We start from the raw sequence: 21310 nt of genomic DNA, 5'->3' as shown, positions 1-21310 counted from the left end.
CCTAGCAACTCTCGGCTATTTCCAGCCGTCCAGCGATACCTGGGGACCGTCGCTGAGGTAACGGTGGAGGGCGCTGGCGGTGGTCTCCACGAATTCGTCCGGGATGGCGTCGGCGTCGACCCAGCGGACTTGCGCGTGCTTGCGGGGTTCGCGGTTTTCGGGTTCGCCTGTCCATTCGTGGGCGGCGAAGACGACGGTGAGGAAGCCGTTGGGGGCTTCGACGCCCCAGGCGCCGTGGATGATGTGGGCGACCTTGAGGGACTCGGGCTTCACCGTGAGGCCGGTCTCCTCGTAAAGCTCGCGGACGGCGGTCTCCGTGATGGGCTCGCCCGGTTCGCTCTTGCCGACGGGCAGGTCCCACATCCCCTGGGCGAACTTTGCGTTCTCGCTGCGCTGGAGGAGGACGACGCGGTTGGTGGCCTTGTCATGGACGATGACAGCCGCGACCAGCAGGGTCATCGATTCGAGCGCCGGCTTGAGGGCCTTCGGCTGGTCGTCGGTCTGCTGGGTCACGGTGTTCCCTTCGTCAGGTGGATTGTTGGGCATGTTAGGCGAGGGCTTCGCGGGCGCGGCGGGCGAGATCGGCGGCGCCGGGAACGCGGCGGCGCTGGTAGACCGCGAGGGTGGAGCGGATTGAGGTGATCGCCTTGCGGGTGCGGTCGGAGGTCATGCCCTCCATGAGGACCAGGGCCTGGGTCCAGGCGGCGACAGCCTCGTCGGCGCGGGCCTGGGCGGCGAGGCTGTCGCCGAGGTCGGCGTGAGTGAGGGCGTGGACGCGCTTGTACTTCTCCGGGTCCCAGCGGGTGAGGGCGTCTCGGTGCTGCTGTTCGGTGCCGATGTGGTCCGCGAGGTCGGTCAGGGTGCGGGCGGTGTGGCTGGCTACGGTGCCGGCGGCGGGACCACTGACGCGGGAGTAGCTGGGCTGGGGGCCGTCGTCTCGTAGGAGGGCGTCCTCGGCGGCGAGCAGGGCGCGCGCAGCCGACGGGTTCTCGTCGGTGGCTGCGTAGGCGCGGGCGTGGGTGATGTGGAGGAGTGCCTCGGTCTGGCCGTCTACGTGGCCGAGGCCGCGCTTCAGGGCGCCTTCGACGAGGTCTACGCAGTGGTGGGGCTGTTTGAGGCTCAGGGCCTGGTGGGCGAGGGCGCGCATCATCCAGGCGGCGTGGCCGTGGGGGTCGGCTTCGCAGGCGAGCTTGTAGCCGACCTGGTAGTAGCGCTGGGCGGCGCCTTCCTGGCCGAGGTCGTGGTGCTTCCATCCTGCGAGGTAGGCGAGTTCGGCTACGGCGCCGAAGGCGGCCCGGCGTAAGGCTTCGCTGGGGAAGCGTCCGCGCAGCATGGGGGCGGCGGTGTCGGCGAGGTATGCGGTGACGGTGGTCAGGCCGTGCCCGCCGCCGAGGCGCTCGTCGGCCGCACTGAAGGCCGCGGTGATCTGCCGTACGACGTCCACGTCCTCCGCCCCGACCAGGGACGTGCCGGTGCGGGCGCGGAGCATGCGGGCGGTGGCTTCGTGGTCGTATCCGAGCGGCATGGCAACGCCGGCGGTGGTGAAGGCCGCGATGGCGAGGAAGCGGCGGCGCTCGACGTCGGCGCGGCCCAGGTCGGTGGCGGCGAGGACAGGGTCGGATTCCGCCGGCGCTTCGTCATCGCTGGTCTGGAGGCCGATCTCGGTCTGGGTGACCGTGCGTCCCGCTCGGCGGGACAGCGCCTCGGCCAGGTACTGGCCCACCCGGCCCGAGGGGGCGCGGGTGCCGTTCACCCAGTGCGAGATGGCTGACTTGTTGGTCTGGAGGATCTCGCCGTTCTCGGCGGCGATGCGCCGCACGTCTCTGGCGAGGGCCTCGTAGGTGCAGTCGACCGCCGCGATGACGTCACGCAGACGGGAGTTGGGTTCTCTCTGCGCCGCCACGATCGCCTCCACTCCGGAGTTGTAAACCGCGTATACCGCTTCAACTGCCCTCCACCGTACCCACTGAGCGTGACCACCGGTTCACTTATCAGCAGCCGCCCGGAACGGCGCGACCGCGATCCAGGCTCCCTCTTGGTCCGGGCGGCACCCCGAAGTTCCGTACGCCCACACCAGGTTCGGGCATTCCTGTGCCAGAACCCGGCCAATCAGAGACGGAGAACACGGTGACCACCATCGACACCACGGCCATCACGGTCGAGCTGCCCGAAGCGTTCGACCCGCGCTGGAGCCGCCTGCCCGGCATCCAGATCGACGGCCAGCGCATCACCATCGACCCGGCCGAGTACTTCTTCCGCTTCGAGTCGAACACCTGGCTCGTCGCCGACTGGGAGCTGGTCAAGGCCCAGCTCCTGGACGTGGACGAGACGACCGAGAGCGCGGTCGAGCAGCTCGCGCTCGACTTCATCAAGCAGCACAGCGAGTCCACCTCCGACGCCGCCCGCGTCGTGGCCACCGCGTACGAGGTGTACGCGTACCTCTTCCGCGACGAGCACCTGGCCGGCCTCGGCCTCCCGCAGATCACCGCCGACCACCTGAGGATGCTCCGCGAGGCCGCCACGCTCATGGCTCTCAACAAGGTCGAGCTCGACGGGCACATCTCCAACGTCGGCCCGTGCTGGTTCTTCCCCGCCGCCACCTCCGTCGTCTTCGACCTGGACGACGAGGTGGGCGGGATGCTCGACGAGGTCTACCACGGCGGCTGGTTCAACGAGCACCGCCGGATCGAGTCCATCAAGGCGCACGCCGCGCTCGGCGGCCGGCTCGTGCACGGCTGCCAGTCCGTGCCGGACCAGTCCGGCGGCGTGGTCGCGCCCTACGGTGCCTCGATGGCGAACTTCCGCGACGACCTCGCGGCGTTCAAGGCGGGCTGGATCGAGCAGGTCTACGCCCACCGCGTGAACCCCGCCGCGTAACCACCACCCGATCAGGCTCCGGGGCGGGCCGGCATCCCTCGCCCGCCCCGGACGCCACCACCCATCCCCGGAGCCCTCCCGTGACCACGAACCCCAGCGCCGAACTCCTCGACAACCTGCTCACCGCGACCGGCCAGACCACCGCCGTACGAAAGGAGGTACGCGTGTGGTCCATGTCCGGCGTCGAGCGCGTGGCCTTTCCCGACGGCTCTACGGCCATCTTCAAGTACGCCAAGAAGCCCTTCGACTGCGAGGACCAGGCCCTCCGCCTGGCCCACACCCTCGGCGTACCAGTCCCCCAGGTCCACGCCTCCGCCGTCCTGGACGGCTGGCTCGGCATGCTCATGGAGGACCTCGGACCGTCCGTACGCGAGGCCGACGACCTCGACGGTGTCGCCGCGGCCGTGATCCTGCACGGCGCCCGTACGGCTCCGCCCTTGCCCGTGCTCGGCCAGGAGCGCCTGCGCACACTTCCGGTCCGGGCGCTGGAACACCTCGAACGGCTGCGCAAGGCCGACCGGTGGCAGGACGCCGACGACGTCGAGGACGCGCTCGACCGGATCGTCCAGGCCGCCGAGACCCGCTCGGCCGGAGCGACGCTGGAACCGTTCGGCTGGGTGCACTCCGAGTTCCACCCCACCAGCCTCCACATCGGCGAGCGCGGCTGGCGGCTCCTCGACTTCGCCCGCGCCTTCACCGGCCCCGGCCTGCTCGACCTCGCCAGCTGGCACGGCACCATCGAGCCCCCACACCCCGTCCGCCTGCGTGTCTTCCTGGAGCAGTACGTCACCGCCGGCGGCACCCCCGACGCCCTCGCCCCCCGCGGCGGGCTCACCGCCGAGAACTGGGCCCTGGGCTGGCACCGCATGTGGGCCGTCGAGTGGTTCATGGAGCAGTCCATCCGCTGGATCAACGACCCGGCCACCGACCCCGCCTACATCAAGGCCGTCCGCCGCCACCTCACCGACGTCCTCCACCTCCTGGAGATCTGACGTGCTCGCCCAGGCATCCCCCTGGCACGCCCACGCGCTCCAGCGCACCGCCGCTGGACTCGCCGAACCCCTCTCCGTACCCGCCCGGATGGAGTGGACCACGAGACCCGGCCAGGGGCCCGGGGCTGACGTCCTCGGCCCCGACCTGCGCGGCAAGCGACTCCTGGAACTCGGCTGCGGCCCCGGCCACAACGCCGCCCACCTCGCCACCCGCCACGGCGCCCACGTCACCGGCGTCGACCTGGTCGGCCTGCAGGTCCGCCGCGCCCGCTCCCACTACGGACGGCTGAACAACCTCACCTTCGTCGCCGGCCACGCGCTGCACTACCTGCACGCCTCTGACGAGCAGTTCGACGCGATCTACTCCGTCTTCGGCGCCATCGGCCTCGTCGCCCCCGAGCTCCTGCTCCCGGCCATCGCCCAGCGCCTCACGCCCGGCCGGGTGCTCGCCTTCTCCGTCCCGCACCCACAGCGTGGCGGCCCAAGCCCTTCGGGTGACGACCGTCCTCGCCGCGACCACGTCACCCTTCCCGACCGCACCCGGCTCCCCATCGCCCGCTGGGAGTTCTCCACGGACCGGTGGGAGAAGCGCCTCAGCCAGGCGGGCTTCTGGCTCACTTCGGCCCAGGAGTTCCACGACCCCCGCATGGGCCACTGGCCCACCACCCTGCTGATCCGCGCCCGCAAGCTCTGACAGCCGCGTTCATCCAGCCTATGGAGGACCGATGCACCCGCCCTACCTGCTCCTCGACATCGACGGCGTCCTCATACCCTTCCCTGACGAGCACGGCTCGACCCCGGCCACGCATGCCCGCCACGACGTCGTCCCCGCCGACCGCAGCGCCGACAACCCGGTCACTGTCTGGCTTAACCCCGACCACGGCCGCCTGCTTATGGACGTCATCCGCACCGGCTTGCTCACCCCGGTTTGGTGCACCAGTTGGCGCCAGGACGCCACCGCCCTCATCGGGCCCCTCCTGGGCCTCCCGACGCTGCCGTACGTCGACCTCCCGCGTCTGCAGATCATCACCAGCCACCCCAACGGCTACCTGTGGAAGCGCGACCACGTCCACGCATGGCTGGGCGACGCCCCCGCTGTGTGGATCGACGACGACTTCACCAGCCTCGACCACGCCTGGGCGGCGGAGCGTACCGCCAGGGGAACGCCGACCCTCCTTGTGCAGCCCGACCCCCGCCTCGGGCTGCAGCCCGACCACCTGACCGAGGTGACGAAGTGGGTCGCGCAGTTACCCACAGTCCGAGCCGCCTGACGACTGATGCCCTCGCTGCTACGGGCAGCGAGGGCATCAGAGTGCGTTGTTGGGTCTGACTACCTGGATGCCTTTGGAGTCGGGATCCAACTCAGGCGGTGCCGACTGCCCTGCCGGACCTACGGATCGGCTGGCCGAGAAGCTTCTCTACCTCCGCGGATGCGGCGTCGAGGAGTTCCTGACCGAACAGACAGAGGGACTCTTCCCAGGGGTGCCCAAAACTGCCTATACGGAAGTCTTCCGAGAGGTAGATGTAGTAATCCCCGTCGGGGTACGGGCTCAAAGGCCATGCCGGCTGCCCAGGGTCACCGACGCCCTGCGGTGCGAAGCGATACGACGTGTGCTGCCAGTCGAGCGCGAGCAGCGTTCCGCTCGGGCCAATGCAGGAAGTCAGCCCCTGCTCGACTACCTCGACCAGGCGGTCCAAACGCTCGTATTCAGGGTCATCGTCAAGCGCGGCAAGGCTCCAGGTAACCGATGCGACGGGCTCCTTGATGGCTGGCCACTTGGAAGAACTCGTACTCGGCTGGAACTTGAACTCGTCGTAGAAGCGGTCCCAAACGCGTCGATACTCGGCCTCAAGCAGCTCGACCACGGGACTCTCCATCATGGCCCGATCCTATCGATTCGCCCGTGTGAGGATCGGAGATAGGTCCTTCACGGACCCTCGGCCCCCTCCACTCGGACCATCAAGGCATTGCGTGAGAGGTGGGGCACGGCCTGATAGCCTGCGATCTTCGCCGGTCGCCCGGACGGAGTCCCCCGGCAGGTCTTCATGTCTTGCTCTGAGCAACTCACGACAGCTCTCGATGCCCTGGACCGCGCCTTCGCCTCAGAAGATCCCTTCCTCGTCACAGGGTGCACGTACTGCTACGTCGAGCAAGACTTCGCCGAACTCTCCGGGCCACTGCACCTCATAGCCGACGACCTGGTCTCCTCGGTTGCCGCAGAGGTGCCTGATCATTGGGGGGACTTCCCTCGTCTCTATCGCCGCCTCGTCCCGCGCATCATTCGCCCACTCGTCACCGGCCAGTTCCACGTCGACGAGGAGCTCATCGCCTCCCGCCTGGTTCAGGCGGGCTGGACTACCTGGGACTTGCCCTTGGCCGAGGCCCTACGGGACGTCTGGTCCGCTTGGTGGCAGAGCACGCTGCATACCCACCCCAGCCCCGTGCCCGTCAGGGATTCCCTCAGCCTCATCACCGTGGCCACCAACAGCCTGCGTCCTTGGCTGAGCACATGGACCATGACCAATACGCCAGCCGCAGACGCGCACTTGGCAGACCTTGTTAACGACGTGATGTTCGAGTTCGAGATCACCGACTTGCGCATGGGCTTCTACGATGAGTACGACGCCACTGCCGAGCTGCTGGGCTGGCTTCTCACCGACGTGCGCGATCGTGTCATCGACACACGTCTCGACGACCCCTTCCTCTATGAGCACCTTCAGGCAACCGCTCAGCGCTCCAGCTGATCTGGTACGCCATCCGGAACTGAACGGAGCCCCGTCTCCTCAGGGTTGGGCTTCCCCCGAGGGAACCCTTCCGATGTTCCCTCGGGGAACGTGTCGCACCAGGGGGCTGCGCCGGCCTTCGCCTGCCGATCCCTTCGTCGGGAATCTGACTGGGAGAAACCGGGGTCAGCGGTGCCGACTGCGCTCTTCGGGCTTCGTGGCCACTGGTGTGGCCGGAGGGTGTGGCGTGGTGGGCATGGACGACGTTCCGCTGGTGGTGCTTCGGCTGCGAGCTGCTTGCGTCCGCCTGTTCGGTTGAGCGGTGATGCGCCAGTTGAGGACCTCGGCGGGGCGCTCGGCGCTGTCGAGTTCTCGCTGGGCGCCCACCTCGGCCAGGAGACGTCGGGGGTTGTGGCCGGCGGTTTCGGCTTGGGCGAGGGTTGTGGTCAGGGCGGTCCAGGTGGGGTCGGCGAGGATCCGGTCGGCGTGGTGGGGGAGGGCCGCGCGAACGCCCTGCTCGTAGCGGCGGGCGGTTGCGGCTCGTGGTGCGCGGCGGGTCAGGTCAGCCAGGACGGGTGGGGCGGCCTGCTGGTAGCCCGCCTGGAGGTGGCGGAGGGCTTCTTCGGCTGCAGCGGCCTGTTGTTCGTGGCCGCGCTGTTCGTGCCACTTGGCGGCGGCGCGGGCCAGGTGCACGGTGGCGAAGAGCAGGGCGATCGCGAGTCCGCCGGGCTCGTTGGAGGCGTAGGCGAGTTCCTTGGCGGCCTTGCGTAGGGCGGTGGCGGCTTGGTGGTCGGCGCGGGTGGCGGAGCGGCGGGCGCGGTTGAACGCCATCGCCGCCGCTCGTAGTTCCGCCTGGTGTGGGCCGGTCGTGGCGCTGGCGATGTTGTACAGGGCGTCGCCGAAGGCGGCCAGGTGGCCCTGGGCGGCGGGATCGTCATCGGAGTCGAGGACGGTGCGTGCCGCGTGGATGGCGGTGGTGGTGTGACGCCATGGGTCGGTGCGGTCCGCCATGTACCGGGGGTGGTCGGCTTCCTCCTGGTCGGGGAGGCGTTCGCGTAGGCGGTTGATGGAGAGGTCGGGGGCGAGTTTGGAGCCGCCGTACCAGACGGGGTCGCCGGCCGCGTTGGTGTCGCCGGGGGCGGCGAGGCTGTAGCCGATGACGTCGCCGGTCTCGGGGCCGAGGCGTGTTTTGACCTTGATGCCGAGGGACTGCAGCACGGTGAAGTAGTCGGCTTCGTTGCGTACGGCAGCGGCGACCGCGTACGCCTGCTCGCGCAGCCAGTGCCGTGCCGTGACCGTCTGGCCCTGGCGCTCGGCCTTGGCGCGTTCGGCGCCGGTGGGGGTGCGGGGCGCGGTGAGGTCGCCGGACTTCAGGCGGCGCAGGCCGAACTCGGCCTCGATCTTGCGGCACTCGGCTTGGGCGCGCTGTCCGTCGTGGTGGGTGCGGGGGCGGCGTCCGTCGGCGCGGACGGTGGTGGCCATGAGGTGGATGTGGTCGTCGGCGTGGCGTACCGCGATCCATCGGCATGCCTTCTCGTCGCCTTCGGGGGCGATGCCTGTGGCGTGAACGATGCGGCGGGCTACCTCGGCCCACTCGGTGTCGGTGAGGTAGCGGTCGCCGGGTGCGGTGCGGACCGGGCAGTGCCAGACGTGCTGGGGTGGTTTCTTGCCGCCCAGTTCGCGGGTGCGCAGGTCGACGTGGTGGTCGAGGCGCTTGGCGAGCTGGGTGTAGGTGGCTGCCGGGTTGCGGCCGGGGTCGGGGGCGCCGGCCATGTCCCAGGCGGCGACGATGTGAGGGTCGGTGTGTTCGTCGCGGCGGCCGGGGCCGAAGAGGTAGACGATCAGTCCGCGGGTGTCGGAGCCGGTGGAGACGTCAGGAACCATGGGCGGTGCCTTCCGTCAGGAGCTGGTCGATCAGTTGGTAGCTGCTCTCGGCTGCTTGCTCGACGCGCTTCAGCACCGCCTCGGCGCGCTCGGGCACCGTTCCTCGGTGGATGGCTGCGGTGATCTGGTTGAGGTTGCCGCCGATGCGGTTCAGCGCGACCGTGTGCGCTTCGACGGCCTCGATCAGCGGGCGGACCGGGTCGTCCTCCGGGCTGCCGACCAGTCCTGCCTTGCCGAGGGCGACGGCGAGGGCGGCGTCACCGACGAATCCGGCGAACTTCTGACCGCGCTGATGAGCGGCGGCGCTGATCACGCCGACCGCGGTCCGCGTGAAGCGGATGGTCTTCTCCTGGTCGCGCTTTTCCACGGTGCGCTTGCGGTTCATCAGCGCGGGCAGGACGGGGGCATCGAGATCCCGCCAGGAGAGCTGCTCGACGGGCGGTTGGACATCGGTCGGTGGCTGGGGGCGGAAGGCGGCGGAGTCGGCCATGACCCCCTTCGGCTCGGGCGCCCCCTGGCGCTCGGCCTGCTCCTCCGCCACCCCTGGGGCGGGGGCAAGCGCGGACGAAGCCTCGTTAGAGGCTCGTTCGCTCCAGCTTGCTGCTGATCGGAGGGTCAGGCCGAAGAATCCCTTGCGGCGGCGGGTGGGGGTGTTGTCGGTGCTCGTTTCGGGCATGGCGGTGCTCCGGTTGTCGTGTGGGGGTGGGGCTTCGTCACGTCCGTTGCATCCGTCCCGTAGCTGGTCAGGACAGGTACGGAGGCGGTCGCAGGTACGGAGTGATCCGTACCGGCGAGGAACTCCGTCCCCGCGCTGACCTGCGCGGGGACGGATGCGACGGATTGATACGGAGCTGGGGTCAGCGAGTGGGCCTGGGGCCGGAAGGCCCGCCGGGCGGGCCGATGGGCAGCGCCCCGGACGGAAAGGTCGGCGGTTTGCCCGGGACTCGACGTGCGGGCACGGTCTCCTCTGCTGCGGGTGCCAGCTGGGCAGCGTCGGGGCAGTAGCGGGCCCAGGCGTCTAGGAACTGGTTACGGGCGTACGCCTTGGCCTGCCTGCCGTTCTCGAAGCGGTGGTTGGCCGGGCTGATGCCGAAGTCACGCAGCAGGTTGGCCAGGTGGTAGGCGTTCAGGCCCTTCGTCCCGTACTCGGCCCACGGCGCCTCGGCGTCCTGGACCAGGGCGGCGAGCAGGTCCTGGCTGCGCAGAGCCTCCCTGCTGCCCTGCTGCTCGAAGACTCGGCGGATGTCCCGGAGCAACCGGGTCTTCAGCGTCGTCTGCTCGTCCTGGACCACCTCATTGCGGGTCATCGCCAGGCAGGCGGCACGGGCCTGGGCGGGCCAGTGGCCGCCGGCCAGGTCGGCGACGATGACCAGGGGCTCCCAGGTGTCCGCGGCTCGGTCTTCGACCGGCATCGGTGGCACTAGCCGGTGCGCTGCCCCGCGCAGTGGTGTCAGCCACGCGGCCAGTCGGTCGCGCAGCGCGTTCAGTTCCGGGACGGAGTGCCGGGAGCGGAAGGGTGCGACCTTCTCGCCGGGCTTGCGCTTCTGCATGCGGAGCACGACGGCGCGGTCCATGATCGTGTCCGGCAGGTCGCCGATGCCCGCCAGCGCGGCCATGGCGAAGGTCGGGAACGCAGTCGGTTTGTGCTCCGGGCCGGAGATCCGCCAGGCGGGGCGGTTGCGCTGGTGTCCGGCGTTCAGCAGGCCGCGAAGGTCTTCCTTGTCGCCTGCCTTCGGGCCGAAGATGGTGTCGGCCTCGTCCACCAGCAGCGTCGGCGGGTCCTCGCCGATGATCCGGAAGACCACCGCCGGCGAGGTGTTCACCGTCATCATCGGCCGGGACACGGTCTCGTGGAGCACGTCCAGGACACGGGACTTGCCGCATCCCTTGGTCGGCCCCACCACCGCCAGGCGCGGCGCGTGCTGGAGGGCGGGCTGGATGTGGGAGGCCGCCACCCAGAGGGTGACTGCGGTCAATATCTCCTCGCTCGGCAGCACCACGTACCGGCCGATCGCCGCACGTAGGTCGTCCAGCAGCGCGGCTCCTTCCTCGACCATCTCGCCGCCCGTACCGACGCGGTCCCCGGTCCCCGGTCCGCCGTTGGGGACCACGGTCCCCGCAGACATGTGGAGACCGTGGCTCTCGCCATCAGCTCGGAGAGCGCTGTGCTCGTCCGGGATTCGGGGACCGGGTTCGGGGACCGGCGGACCGAAAGTCTCCGTCCGGTCCCCGGCTTCCGGTTCGGCGGGACCGGTCCCCGGGGCGCTGACCTGCGCATGCTCCACGCCGGCGGAGTTTCGGTTCCCGACCGGAGCACCCGTCGAAGCAGCGCCGCTGGTGGCTGCAGCCGGGGACCGTGACTCCGTTCGGTCCCCGTTGTGCCAGGGGATGCCCTGGCCGGGGACCGCGGGGGTGGGCCAGACGACCTTGTGGGATGTGTTCGAGGTGGCGGGGGACGTAGAGTCCTCCATCGACGGTCCTCTCAGGTGAGGGACGGGACGGGCAAGGTCCCGACCTTCACAAGTTCGTTCGTTCAGGGATGGGCGACGTGCAGGGGAATCTCCGGCCCTCGGCGTTGGCGCGCCGGGGGCCGTTGCTGTGTCCGGGCCTGTCGGTGGCTCAGGAGGCCAGGCCCCATTCGTCCTGGCCGTCGATCAGCGTGCGCTCGTACCGCAGCAGCTCGGCCTCGGGGTACAGCACCCGCTTGCCGACCTTGATGCCGCGCGGCCCCTTCTGGATGTGGCGCCAGTAGCGGACGGTGCTCTCGGCTGTGCGGTAGCGCTCGGCGACCTCGGAGGTGGTCAGGTATCGCATGCATTCCCATTCGGCTAGGTGACGATTCGATCTGCATAAAGTTGTACCCCAGGATCGACGGTTACCCAAATCGGGAAGTCCATGTTGCAATTGGGATAGCAATGGCGGCGATGGAGGTTCGATGGCAGGCGACAGGCCCGAGGGCGGCGAGGTGCCGCTGCTCTACAGCGAAGGGAACGTGGCCGCGCGCGTGGCGCTGGAGCGTGAGGTCAGAGGGTGGAGCACGACCGAGCTGGCGGATCGGGTGACCAGAGCCGGCGTGAAGATGAACCAGACGGCGGTCTGGCGCATCGAGAACGGCACGCCGCGTCGGCGCATCAATCTCGATGAGGCTCTCGCCTTCAGTCGCGTCTTCGAGCTCCCTCTCGAAGAGCTGATGTCCCCGCCCCTGGAGGGGCTCGACATCGACAGTCGGCGCCTCGTCCAGGAGGCCGTCGAAGCGTTCTACGAGGCCCGAGACGCGCGCGATCGCCTCCATCGGGCCGTGGTCGCCATCGCCGACCACATCAAGGCCCATCCCGACAGCTCGCGGGCCATCCACGAGCAGTGCCTCCGCCTCATGGGCGACGAGCGGGACGCTCGCACGCTCAGCAACGACATCGAGGACGGCGGCCACTACTGACAACCGACACGAAGGAGAGGCCCCTTGGCCAACATCCAGAAGCGCCCCAACGGCAAATGGCGGGCCCGCTACCGCGACCTCGACGGCAAGGAGCACGCCCGCCACTTCGAGCGGAAGCTCGACGCTCAGCGCTGGCTCGACGAGGTCACGGCCAGCATGGTCACAGGCCAGTACGTTGATCCCCGCGCCGGCCGCGTGACGTTCGAGAAGTACGCCGAGAAGTGGGAAGGCTCGCTCATCGCCAGCCAGGCGGGCGAGCGCATCACAGACAATGCGCTCCGGCTCCACCTCGTACCGGCGCTGGGCGCCCGCTCCATGGCGGCGATACGCCGCAACGACATACAGGTGCTCTTCAAGCACCTGTCCGACCAGCTCGGCCCCGGCAGCGTGCGGAACGTCTATGACGTCCTCGTTCGCGTCATGACGGCGGCCGTGGACGACAAGGTCATCGCCTCCAGCCCGTGCCGCCGGATCACCCTCCCGGCCATGCCGGACGAAGAGGTCACCCCGCCCACGGTTGAGCAAGTTCAGGCAATGGCGCGCGTGATGCCGCCGTACATCCGCGCGGCGATCGTCACCCTCGCCGGATCAGGGCTGCGCATCGGCGAACTGCTCGGCCTGAAGGTGTCGGACGTCGACTTCAAGGCCGGCGCCATCCGGGTCGACCGGCAGCGGCTTCAGTCCGGGAAGATCGGCCCGCCGAAGACCGCCAAGTCCCGGCGTACGGTTCCGGCCGGCGAGGTCGTCACCGACGCGCTCCTCGCGCATCTCGCCGCACGTCCGTCCAAGGAGTGGCTGTTCACGATGGAGGAGGGGGAGCCGCTCAACTACCGGCGGTGGAAGACCGAGTGGAATGGCGCTCGCAAGGCGCTCCAGGCGGCCGAGAACGGGGCCGCCGAGCGGGAAGGCCGTAAGGCCGTCGAGCTGCCGCACATGGTCACCCACGACCTGCGGCACTTCTATGCCTCCGCGCTCATCGCCGGCGGCGCGAGCGTCAAGCAGGTGCAGCTGGTCCTCGGGCATGCGTCCGCCGTCATCACGCTGCGGATCTACGCGCACCTGTGGCCGGGGGAAGAAGACCGCACCCGGGCCGTCATGGACGCCGTGCTGGGCGGCCTGCGGACCGGGTGCGGACAGCTAAGCGGCGCGACCCGCGAAAGTGCAGGTCAGGCCGCCTAGAGGGAGATCAAGCCTTCTTGGTCTCCCAGAAAATCCGGTCGATCTCGGCGATGAGCTCCAGCGCCTTCTCGCCCGTCTTCGGGTCCGTCGACGCCTTGGCGGCCGAGAGGGCCTTCAGGGTGTCGTTGACCAGCTGGTTGAGCTCGGGGTACTTCTCGAAGTGCGGGGCCTTGAAGTAGTCGCTCCAGAGCACCGAGACGTGGTGCTTGGCGAGCTCCGCGCGCTGCTCCTTGATGACCGTGGCGCGGGCGCGGAAGTGCGCGTCCTCGTTCGCCAGGTACTTCTCCTGGACAGCCTTGACCGACTCGGCCTCGATGCGGGCCTGGGCCGGGTCGTACACGCCGCACGGGAGGTCGCAGTGGGCGCTGACCTTCACCTTGGGGGCAAACAGGCGGGAGAGCATTGTGCCGTCCTTCCTCGTGATCGTCTTCTCAGGTGGGACATTACTCGGTGAGAAGGGCGTTTTCGCGGGCGCCCCCTGGGGCTTAGGTCAAAAGTCCAGGGTCACCATGGGACTCGTGTACGAGTGGACGAGTGGACGCGCGGGCGGATCGGGAGGTGCCGGATGACGGAATCGGGGCGGGAACGGGGGGCGGAGGCCGGGGCTCCGTTCGGGGTCGCCGAGGTCACGGGGGTGTCGATGGTGCCCACGCTGCTGCACGGTGATCAGCTGCTCGTGCAGTACGGAGGGCGTCTGCGGGCCGGCTGCGTGGCCGTGCTGCGGCATCCGCTCCAGCAGGATCTGCTCATCGTGAAGCGGCTGATCGAGCGACGCGACGGCGGCTGGTGGGTGCTGGGGGACAACCCGGACGCCGAGGGGGACAGCCGGGTCTTCGGCGCCGTACCGCCCGAGCTGGTTCTCGGGCGGGTGCGGGCGCGGTACCGGCCGGTGACGCCGGGCCGTCAGCGGTCGGCCGGGGTGATGCTCTCCTGGCTGGTCTCCTCGGTACGGCCCGTGCGGTCCGTCCGGTCGGCCTCCAGGCGCTTGCGGGCCCGGTAGGCGGCCACGTTGGCGCGGGTCGCGCAGCGGTCCGAGCAGTAGCGGCGGGAGCGGTTGGTCGAGGTGTCCAGGTAGGCGTTGCGGCAGGGCGGTGCCTGGCAGAGGCCGAGGCGGTCCGCGCCGAACTCCGTCAGGTGGAAGGCGAGGCCCATCGCGGCGATCGCCGCGTACCCCGCGGTCGCGTTCGAGGGGTGGTCGGCGAGGTGCATGTGCCACCGCGGCCGGCCGTCCTCGTCGAGGATGTCGTGGCCCGAGATCTGCGGGCTGACCGGGAACTCCAGGAGCAGGGAGTTCAGCAGGTCCACGGCGCCCGTGTGGTCGCCCTCGTCGGCCGCGGTGAAGACCGCCCGCAGCCGGGCGCGTACCGCGCGGAAGCGGGTGACGTCGGAGTCGGTCGCCCGGCGGGCCATCTGGGTCGCCGGGCCGAAGAGCTCCCGGATGACGTCGACGGAGGTGAGGGCGTCCTTGCTGCGGGCCGGCTCCTCGGTGTTGACCAGACGCACGGCGTAATCCGAGTAATAGGCCAGTTCCACTTGTAGTCCTTACTCCGGCGGGCTAGTGTCTCGGTCGGGAAGGGGTAACGACTGTTATCCCTATCAGGGTATTACGTGAGGGGGAGGAGCGGCGATGACCGGAACCGACTGGGCGGCCTGGCAGCAGAGCTGGGACCGTCAGCAGGAGTGGTACATGCCGGACCGTGAGGAGCGGTTCCGGGTGATGCTCGACATGGTCGAGGCCGTGGTGGGGCCGAAGCCCCGCGTCCTCGACCTCGCGTGCGGTACGGGAAGTATCACGGACAGGGTCCTCAAGAGGTTCCCCGAGGCGAGCAGCGTCGGCGTCGACCTCGACCCCGCCCTGCTCGCCATCGCCGAGGGGTACTTCGAGGGCGACGAGCGCGTCACCTTCGTGACCGCCGACCTCAAGGACCCCGCGTGGGCCCAGCGGCTGCCCCACGACACGTACGACGCCGTCCTGACCGCCACCGCGCTCCACTGGCTCCACAGCGAGCCCCTGACCGCCCTCTACGGGCAGGTCGCCGGTCTCGTCCGCGACGGTGGCGTCTTCATGAACGCCGACCACATGATCGACGGCACCACCCCCCGTATCAACGCCGCCGAGCGGGCGCGGCGCCACGCCGTCATGGACCGCGCGAAGGCCGGCGGGGTCCTCGACTGGGCCGAGTGGTGGGCCCTCGCCGCCAAGGACCCCGTCCTCGCCGAGCCCACCGCCCGCCGCTTCGAGATCTACGGCGAGCACGCCGACGGCGACATGCCCTCCCCGCGCTGGCACGCCGACACCCTCCGCGCCGCCGGATTCGGCGAGGCCAGGGCCGTCTGGGCCTCGCCCTCCGACACCCTGCTCCTCGCCGTGAAGTAGCCCGACACGGGGAAGGGGCGGTACGGGAATCCCGTACCGCCCCTTCCTCACGTACCGCCGCCTACAGCACCTTCGACAGGAACGCCTTCGTCCGGTCGTGCTGCGGGTTGCCCAGGACGTCCCGCGGGTTGCCGGACTCGACCACCACGCCGCCGTCCATGAAGACCAGCGAGTCGCCGACCTCGCGGGCGAAGCCCATCTCGTGCGTGACGACGATCATCGTCATGCCCGACTCGGCGAGGTCGCGCATGACGTCGAGGACGTCACCCACCAGCTCCGGGTCGAGCGCCGAGGTCGGCTCGTCGAAGAGCATCAGCTTCGGCTCCATCGCCAGCGCGCGGGCGATGGCGACGCGCTGCTGCTGGCCGCCGGAGAGCTGGGACGGGTAGTTGCCCATCTTGTCCCCGAGGCCGACCCGGTCGAGCAGCCCCACGGCCCGCTCGCGCGCCACGGCCTTGGACTCGCCCTTCACCTGGATGGGCGCCTCCATGACGTTGCCGAGGGCCGTCATGTGCGGGAAGAGGTTGAAGCGCTGGAAGACCATGCCGATGTCACGGCGCTGGACCGCGACCTCGCTGTCCTTCAGCTCGTAGAGCTTGTCGCCCTTCTGCCGGTAGCCGACCAGCCGGCCGTCGACCGAAAGCCGGCCGCCGTCGATCCGCTCCAGGTGGTTGATGCACCGGAGGAAGGTCGACTTGCCGGAGCCGGACGGGCCGACGAGGCAGAAGACCTCGCCGTTCTGCACTTCGAGGTCGATGCCACGGAGGATGTGGGCGGCGCCGTACGACTTGTGGACGCCCTCCGCCTTGACCATGGGCTGGCCGGTCATGCCGATGCCTCCGGGGAACGCTTGAACGTGGTCATGTTCGTCTTGACCCGCTGCCACGGGGTGGGCGGCAGGTTACGGATCGAACCGCGGGCGAAGCGGCGCTCCAGGTAGTACTGGCCGACGCTGAACACGCTGGTCAGCGCCAGGTACCAGATGGAGGCGACGAAGAGCATCTCCATCACGGCACCGGCCGTGTTGCCGATGTTCGACGAGGCCCGGAGCAGCTCGGTGTACTGCACGGCCGAGACCAGCGACGAGGTCTTCAACATGTTGATGAACTCGTTGCCCGTCGGCGGCACGATCACCCGCATGGCCTGCGGAAGGACGATGCGGCCCATGGTCTTCGTCTGGGACATGCCGAGCGCGTGCGCCGCCTCGGTCTGGCCCTCGTCGACCGACTGGATGCCCGCGCGGACGATCTCCGCCATGTAGGCGCCCTCGTTGAGGCCGAGACCGAGCAGCGCCACCATGAACGGCGTCATGACGTCCACGGTCTCGTTCTTGTAGATCGGCCCGAGGTCGATGTACTCGAAGATCAGCGACAGGTTGAACCAGACGAGCAGCTGCACGTAGACCGGTGTGCCGCGGAAGAACCAGATGTAGAGCCAGGCGACCGCGCCCGTCACCGGGTTCTTGGAGAGCCGCATCACCGCGAAGACGACGCCGAGGACCAGGCCGAGGGCCATGGACGCGACGCTGATGATGATGGTGTTCCACAGGCCGCTGATGACCGAGGTGTCGAACACCTTGTCCCACACCGTGTCCCAGAGGATGTTGCCCTGGGAGAAGGCGTAGACGAGCCAGCCGAGCAGTGCGACGACCACGACGGCGCTGATGTAGCGCCCGTAGTGCCGCACCGGGATGGCCTTGATCGCCTCGTACGGGTTGCCCGAGGCGCCGGGCCCGGCCGGAGCGGCGGCCGGGTCCTTGCTGATCTTGTCAGTCACGACGACTGCCCTTCAGTGGAGCGGGGAGGTCACTTGCCGGCGTTGACGGTGGCCGACTTGACGGCGCTGTCCTCGACGTCCCACTTCTTCAGGGCCTCGGCGTAGGTGCCGTCCTTGATGATGGCGTCGAGCGCCTCCTTGACGGCGTCACGGAGCTGGGTGTTCTCCTTCGAGACGCCGATGCCGAAGAGGCCGACGTCGCTCTGGCTGCCGACGACCTCGAAGTCGTTGCCGCCGCCCGAGGTCTTCGCGATGTACGCGGCCACCGGGTAGTCGTTCAGGTCGGCCACGGCGCCGCCGGCCTTGACGCGGGTCTGGGCCTCGGCGTCGCTGTCGAAGGCCTGGATCGTCAGCTTCTTGGCGCCGCACTTCGTGGCCTGGGCCTTGAAGGTGTCCTCGTAGATCGTGCCGCGCTGGACGGCGACGGTCTTGCCGCAGAGGTCGTCGAGGGAGTTGACGCCCTGCGGGTTGCCCTTCTTGACCAGGAGGGAGACGCCGGAGCTGAAGTAGTCGACGAAGTCGATGCCCTTGCCGATCTTCTTCCCGCTGTCGTCCAGGCCCTCCTGGCGCTTCTTGTTGTCCGTCATCGAGGACATGATCAGGTCCTGGCGACCGGTGTAGATCGAGGTGATCAGGCCGTCGAAGGTGCCCGAGGTGAACTTGAACTCGACGCCGAGCTGCTTGCTCAGGGCCTGGGCGATGTCGGGGTCGACACCGACGATCTTGCCGCCCTCGGTGAACTCCATCGGAGCGTACGAGGCGTCGGTGCCGACCTTGATGACACCGGCCTTCTGGATGTCGGCGGGCAGCTTCGAGAAGAGCGGGGCCGCGTTGGCGGAGCCGCCGTCCTTCGTCGGGGTCGCGGAACCGCCCTCGGTCTGGTCACCGCAGGCGGTCAGCAGCACGGAGCCGACGACCGCGGCGGCGGCGACCGCGGCAAGACGGGAGGTGCGGGTCTTGGCGGTCGTACAGCGCGTGGAGCGTGCGGTCATGATCGGGTTCCTCCGGCGTGTGAGGGAGTTGCCAGCAGGCACGTACATCTCTTCGAGTGTCGTGACCTCGTGTGATTACGGCATCTTGCCATTCGGACCGCCCCAAACCGACGGCCTCGGATGTCAAAATCGGGTAACGGGTGACGGCCGAATGCCGACAGGCCGGTACATCAGGGCCGGATCTTCTACGGGATCCCTTCCCCGCCACCGAAAAATCTTCTGTTGATCTCGCCATTCGGACGATCCGAAAACCGCCAATCGGGTGGGGAAAGCATCTATCGGGACATCGGGTGACGTGTCGCTCTCCGTCCCCGTCCGGGTGCGCTCGGTATGAGTCGTGTCACCGAGCGGATATGGACTCGTCTGCGGTGCCGTCCGTCCGGTAAGAAGGATCCTTACACCCCTCATCCGGGGCTCAGGGCGCGTTGTGCGGCGCGCCCGAGCGGCTGCCAGACACGGCGGCCGCGGTGCCTCCCCACCCCTCCTCAACCAGGAGTGGCCACCCTCAAATGAAGCAGACTTAAGGGGTTCAACCCAATGGCAGCGGAGATCGTCAATCCTCGCAACGACAGTGGTACGGAAGGAGCTCCGGAGGAGCTCTTCGATCCTGTCTTCGCCCTCCACAGGGGCGGCAAGATGGCCATCCAGGCCACCGTCCCCCTGCGGGACAAGGACGACCTGTCCCTCGCGTACACGCCCGGCGTCGCCAAGGTGTGCACCGCGATCGCCGAGCAGCCCGAGCTGGTCAACGACTACACCTGGAAGTCCCAGGTCGTCGCGGTCGTGACCGACGGTACGGCGGTGCTCGGCCTCGGTGACATCGGCCCGGAGGCCTCCCTCCCGGTCATGGAGGGGAAGGCCATCCTCTTCAAGCAGTTCGGCGGCGTGGACGCGGTCCCGATCGCGCTCGCCACCACCGACACCGACGAGATCGTCGAGACCGTCGTCCGGCTCGCCCCGTCCTTCGGCGGCGTCAACCTGGAGGACATCTCGGCCCCGCGGTGCTTCGAGATCGAGCGCAAGCTCCAGGAGCGCCTCGACATCCCCGTCTTCCACGACGACCAGCACGGCACCGCGATCGTCACCCTCGCCGCCCTCCGTAACGCGGCGAAGCTGACCGGCCGGGGCCTCGGCGAGCTGCGCGCGGTCATCTCCGGCGCCGGTGCGGCGGGCGTCGCCATCGCCAAGTTCCTCCTGGAGGCGGGCCTCGGAGACGTGGCCGTCGCCGACCGCAAGGGCATCGTCAGCCGCGACCGTGAGGACCTCACGGACGTCAAGCGCGAGATCGCGGAGCTCACCAACAAGGCCGGCCTCACCGGCTCCCTGGAGAGCGCCCTCGCCGGCGCGGACGTCTTCATCGGCGTCTCCGGCGGTACGGTCCCCGAGGCGGCCGTCGCCTCCATGGCCCCGAACGCCTTCGTGTTCGCCATGGCCAACCCGAACCCCGAGGTCCACCCCGACGTCGCGCACAAGTACGCGGCCGTCGTGGCGACCGGCCGTTCGGACTACCCGAACCAGATCAACAACGTCCTCGCGTTCCCCGGCATCTTCGCCGGCGCGCTCCAGGTCCGGGCCTCCCGGATCACCGAGGGCATGAAGATCGCCGCGGCCAACGCGATCGCGGACGTCGTCACCGACCAGCTCGCCGCCGACTGCGTCATCCCGTCGCCGTTCGACGAGCGGGTCGCCCCGGCCGTCGCGGCCGCCGTCGCCGCCGCGGCCCGCGCCGAGGGCGTCGCCCGCCGCTGACGCGTGCGGTCGGCGGTGTGCCTCATACGGGTACGCGCCTGGTGCTGTGCCTTGTGCGGGCACGGCGCCTGGCGGTGTGGCTCGTGCGGGTGCGGCGCCTGGTGGCGTGCCTTGTGCGGGCACGGCGCCTGGTGGTGTGGCTCGCGTGGGTGCGTCTGCCGGTACGTCGAAGGGCCCTGTTCCGTACGTCGGGACGGGGCCCTTTCGTGTGGGGCGGGGCGGCGGCGGCCTCCGGGCGACATGGGTCACACCGGGGCGTGGTTCCCCTCGCCGTCCGCGGCGCCCTAGGGTCGGGGCCATGTTCGCTGCCTACGCTGCCCGAATCGACCGTGACCAGCCGCTGAACGGCCTCGAATTGGGCGAACGCCCCGAACCCGAGGCGCGCCCGGGCTGGACCACCGTCACCGTCAAGGCCGCCTCGCTCAACCACCACGACCTGTGGTCGCTGCGCGGGGTCGGGCTGCCCGAGGAGAAGCTGCCGATGATCCTCGGCTGCGACGCCGCCGGCATCGACGAGGACGGCAACGAGGTCGTCCTGCACTCCGTGATCGGCCAGACGGGTCACGGCGTCGGTCCTGACGAGCCCCGGTCCATCCTCACCGAGCGCTACCAGGGCACCTTCGCCGAGCGGGTGACCGTGCCCCGCTGGAACGTGCTGCCCAAGCCGAAGGAGCTGTCCTTCGAGGAGGCCGCCTGTCTGCCCACCGCCTGGCTGACCGCGTACCGCATGCTCTTCACCAACGCCGGGGTACGGCCCGGGGACTCGGTGCTCGTCCAGGGCGCGGGAGGCGGTGTCGCCACCGCGGCGATCGCCCTCGGCAAGGCCGCGGGTCTGCGGGTCTTCGCCACCAGCCGCGACGAGGCCAAGCGCAAGCGGGCCGTCGAGCTGGGCGCCGTCGAGGCGTACGAGCCGGGCGCGCGGCTTCCGCAGCGGGTGGACGCGGTCATCGAGACCGTCGGCGCCGCCACCTGGTCCCACTCGGTCAAGTCGCTGCGGCCGGGCGGCACGCTCGTCATCTCGGGCGCCACGAGCGGCGACCGGCCCGCGCACGCCGAGCTGACCCGGATCTTCTTCCTGGAGCTGAAGGTCGTCGGCTCGACCATGGGCTCCAAGGACGAGCTGGAGGATCTGCTGTCCTTCTGCGCGGCGACGGGCGTCCGGCCGGTCGTCGACGAGATCCTGCCGCTCGACCGGGCCCGGGAGGGCTTCCAGAAGATGGCCTCCGGCGAGCTCTTCGGAAAGATCGTCCTGAAGACCTCCTGAAACACCTCTTGATGACTCGTCAGTAGTACTGATGGGATCTCCGGCAACGCGAAACGTGAA

23 protein-coding genes are annotated in these 21310 nt (G+C 69.4%); 11 read left to right on the top strand and 12 right to left on the bottom strand.

The window, feature by feature from the left end:
- Nucleotides 1-15 precede the first annotated feature (15 nt).
- The gene (locus ACIRB7_RS32905) at nucleotides 16-546 is read right to left on the bottom strand and encodes an NUDIX domain-containing protein (protein WP_403606284.1); all 531 of its coding nucleotides are present in this window, start codon (nucleotides 544-546) and stop codon (nucleotides 16-18) included.
- A gap of 1 nt (nucleotide 547) precedes the next feature.
- Entirely contained in the window at nucleotides 548-1903 is a 1356-nt protein-coding gene (locus ACIRB7_RS32900; RefSeq protein WP_403606281.1) for a tetratricopeptide repeat protein, read from the bottom strand.
- A 224-nt stretch (nucleotides 1904-2127) separates the two neighbouring features.
- On the opposite strand from ACIRB7_RS32900, the gene ACIRB7_RS32895 reads away from it, so the two are divergent.
- The 4 genes from ACIRB7_RS32895 to ACIRB7_RS32880 all read left to right on the top strand — a co-directional run bounded on the left by ACIRB7_RS32895 (nucleotide 2128) and on the right by ACIRB7_RS32880 (nucleotide 5140).
- On the top strand, nucleotides 2128-2877 hold the full coding sequence (locus ACIRB7_RS32895) for a hypothetical protein (protein WP_403606278.1): 750 nt from the start codon (nucleotides 2128-2130) through the stop codon (nucleotides 2875-2877).
- Nucleotides 2878-2957: 80 nt separating this feature from the next.
- A complete protein-coding gene (locus ACIRB7_RS32890) occupies nucleotides 2958-3869 on the top strand; it encodes a phosphotransferase family protein (RefSeq protein ID WP_403606275.1) in 912 nt (303 codons plus the stop codon).
- Between the two features lies 1 nt (nucleotide 3870).
- Nucleotides 3871-4563: a class I SAM-dependent methyltransferase gene (locus tag ACIRB7_RS32885; protein WP_403606272.1), complete on the top strand. Its 693-nt coding sequence runs from the start codon at nucleotides 3871-3873 to the stop codon at nucleotides 4561-4563.
- A gap of 31 nt (nucleotides 4564-4594) precedes the next feature.
- A complete protein-coding gene (locus ACIRB7_RS32880) occupies nucleotides 4595-5140 on the top strand; it encodes an HAD domain-containing protein (RefSeq protein ID WP_403606269.1) in 546 nt (181 codons plus the stop codon).
- A 91-nt stretch (nucleotides 5141-5231) separates the two neighbouring features.
- On the opposite strand, the gene ACIRB7_RS32875 is transcribed toward ACIRB7_RS32880, so the two are convergent.
- Nucleotides 5232-5750 carry a DUF2716 domain-containing protein gene (locus ACIRB7_RS32875; RefSeq protein WP_403606266.1) on the bottom strand — a complete coding sequence of 173 codons (519 nt, stop codon included), beginning with the start codon at nucleotides 5748-5750 and terminating at the stop codon, nucleotides 5232-5234.
- A gap of 165 nt (nucleotides 5751-5915) precedes the next feature.
- Here ACIRB7_RS32875 and ACIRB7_RS32870 point away from each other — a divergent pair, with 165 nt between their 5' ends.
- The gene (locus tag ACIRB7_RS32870) at nucleotides 5916-6614 is read left to right on the top strand and encodes a hypothetical protein (RefSeq protein WP_403606263.1); all 699 of its coding nucleotides are present in this window, start codon (nucleotides 5916-5918) and stop codon (nucleotides 6612-6614) included.
- 165 nt (nucleotides 6615-6779) lie between these two features.
- Here ACIRB7_RS32870 and ACIRB7_RS32865 read toward each other — a convergent pair whose 3' ends face one another.
- The 4 genes from ACIRB7_RS32865 to ACIRB7_RS32850 form a co-directional block, all read right to left on the bottom strand.
- Nucleotides 6780-8477 carry a relaxase/mobilization nuclease domain-containing protein gene (locus tag ACIRB7_RS32865; RefSeq protein ID WP_403606260.1) on the bottom strand — a complete coding sequence of 566 codons (1698 nt, stop codon included), beginning with the start codon at nucleotides 8475-8477 and terminating at the stop codon, nucleotides 6780-6782.
- Nucleotides 8467-9018, bottom strand: a complete 552-nt coding sequence (locus ACIRB7_RS32860; RefSeq protein WP_403606358.1) for a hypothetical protein — start codon at nucleotides 9016-9018, stop codon at nucleotides 8467-8469. The genes ACIRB7_RS32865 and ACIRB7_RS32860 overlap by 11 nt, the downstream gene beginning before the upstream one ends.
- A gap of 316 nt (nucleotides 9019-9334) precedes the next feature.
- Entirely contained in the window at nucleotides 9335-10603 is a 1269-nt protein-coding gene (locus ACIRB7_RS32855; protein ID WP_403606257.1) for a DUF3631 domain-containing protein, read from the bottom strand.
- Nucleotides 10604-11096: 493 nt separating this feature from the next.
- Nucleotides 11097-11291, bottom strand: coding sequence for a helix-turn-helix domain-containing protein (locus tag ACIRB7_RS32850; protein WP_310871442.1), 195 nt, complete (start codon nucleotides 11289-11291; stop codon nucleotides 11097-11099).
- A gap of 121 nt (nucleotides 11292-11412) precedes the next feature.
- Here ACIRB7_RS32850 and ACIRB7_RS32845 point away from each other — a divergent pair, with 121 nt between their 5' ends.
- Nucleotides 11413-11913: a helix-turn-helix transcriptional regulator gene (locus ACIRB7_RS32845; protein ID WP_030207231.1), complete on the top strand. Its 501-nt coding sequence runs from the start codon at nucleotides 11413-11415 to the stop codon at nucleotides 11911-11913.
- 24 nt (nucleotides 11914-11937) lie between these two features.
- Nucleotides 11938-13092 carry a tyrosine-type recombinase/integrase gene (locus ACIRB7_RS32840; RefSeq protein ID WP_403606252.1) on the top strand — a complete coding sequence of 385 codons (1155 nt, stop codon included), beginning with the start codon at nucleotides 11938-11940 and terminating at the stop codon, nucleotides 13090-13092.
- A 7-nt stretch (nucleotides 13093-13099) separates the two neighbouring features.
- On the opposite strand, the gene sodN is transcribed toward ACIRB7_RS32840, so the two are convergent.
- Nucleotides 13100-13495: a superoxide dismutase, Ni gene (gene sodN / locus ACIRB7_RS32835; protein ID WP_015036129.1), complete on the bottom strand. Its 396-nt coding sequence runs from the start codon at nucleotides 13493-13495 to the stop codon at nucleotides 13100-13102.
- A 162-nt stretch (nucleotides 13496-13657) separates the two neighbouring features.
- Here sodN and sodX point away from each other — a divergent pair, with 162 nt between their 5' ends.
- On the top strand, nucleotides 13658-14092 hold the full coding sequence (sodX, locus tag ACIRB7_RS32830; protein ID WP_351218829.1) for a nickel-type superoxide dismutase maturation protease: 435 nt from the start codon (nucleotides 13658-13660) through the stop codon (nucleotides 14090-14092).
- Here sodX and ACIRB7_RS32825 read toward each other — a convergent pair.
- The gene (locus ACIRB7_RS32825; RefSeq protein WP_403606249.1) at nucleotides 13996-14625 is read right to left on the bottom strand and encodes a CGNR zinc finger domain-containing protein; all 630 of its coding nucleotides are present in this window, start codon (nucleotides 14623-14625) and stop codon (nucleotides 13996-13998) included. The genes sodX and ACIRB7_RS32825 overlap by 97 nt on opposite strands.
- A gap of 94 nt (nucleotides 14626-14719) precedes the next feature.
- Between ACIRB7_RS32825 and ACIRB7_RS32820 the strand changes: the two genes are divergently transcribed.
- A complete protein-coding gene (locus ACIRB7_RS32820; protein WP_403606246.1) occupies nucleotides 14720-15469 on the top strand; it encodes a class I SAM-dependent methyltransferase in 750 nt (249 codons plus the stop codon).
- A 61-nt stretch (nucleotides 15470-15530) separates the two neighbouring features.
- On the opposite strand, the gene ACIRB7_RS32815 is transcribed toward ACIRB7_RS32820, so the two are convergent.
- From ACIRB7_RS32815 to ACIRB7_RS32805, 3 genes are read right to left on the bottom strand one after another with little or no spacing between them, the layout of a single operon-like run.
- The gene (locus ACIRB7_RS32815) at nucleotides 15531-16298 is read right to left on the bottom strand and encodes an amino acid ABC transporter ATP-binding protein (RefSeq protein ID WP_403606243.1); all 768 of its coding nucleotides are present in this window, start codon (nucleotides 16296-16298) and stop codon (nucleotides 15531-15533) included.
- A complete protein-coding gene (locus ACIRB7_RS32810; protein ID WP_403606240.1) occupies nucleotides 16295-17245 on the bottom strand; it encodes an amino acid ABC transporter permease in 951 nt (316 codons plus the stop codon). Before ACIRB7_RS32810 ends, ACIRB7_RS32815 begins: the two co-directional genes overlap by 4 nt.
- Nucleotides 17246-17274: 29 nt before the next feature.
- A complete protein-coding gene (locus ACIRB7_RS32805) occupies nucleotides 17275-18237 on the bottom strand; it encodes an ABC transporter substrate-binding protein (protein ID WP_403606237.1) in 963 nt (320 codons plus the stop codon).
- Between the two features lie 537 nt (nucleotides 18238-18774).
- On the opposite strand from ACIRB7_RS32805, the gene ACIRB7_RS32800 reads away from it, so the two are divergent.
- Entirely contained in the window at nucleotides 18775-19986 is a 1212-nt protein-coding gene (locus ACIRB7_RS32800; RefSeq protein WP_351218841.1) for an NADP-dependent malic enzyme, read from the top strand.
- A 298-nt stretch (nucleotides 19987-20284) separates the two neighbouring features.
- Nucleotides 20285-21250, top strand: coding sequence for a zinc-binding dehydrogenase (locus ACIRB7_RS32795; protein ID WP_403606234.1), 966 nt, complete (start codon nucleotides 20285-20287; stop codon nucleotides 21248-21250).
- The last annotated feature ends 60 nt before the right edge of the window (nucleotides 21251-21310 follow it).

Source organism: Streptomyces sp. NPDC093795 (genome assembly GCF_044764665.1).
Lineage (GTDB): Bacteria > Actinomycetota > Actinomycetes > Streptomycetales > Streptomycetaceae > Streptomyces.
This window is presented reverse-complemented; position numbering and strand designations above follow the sequence as displayed.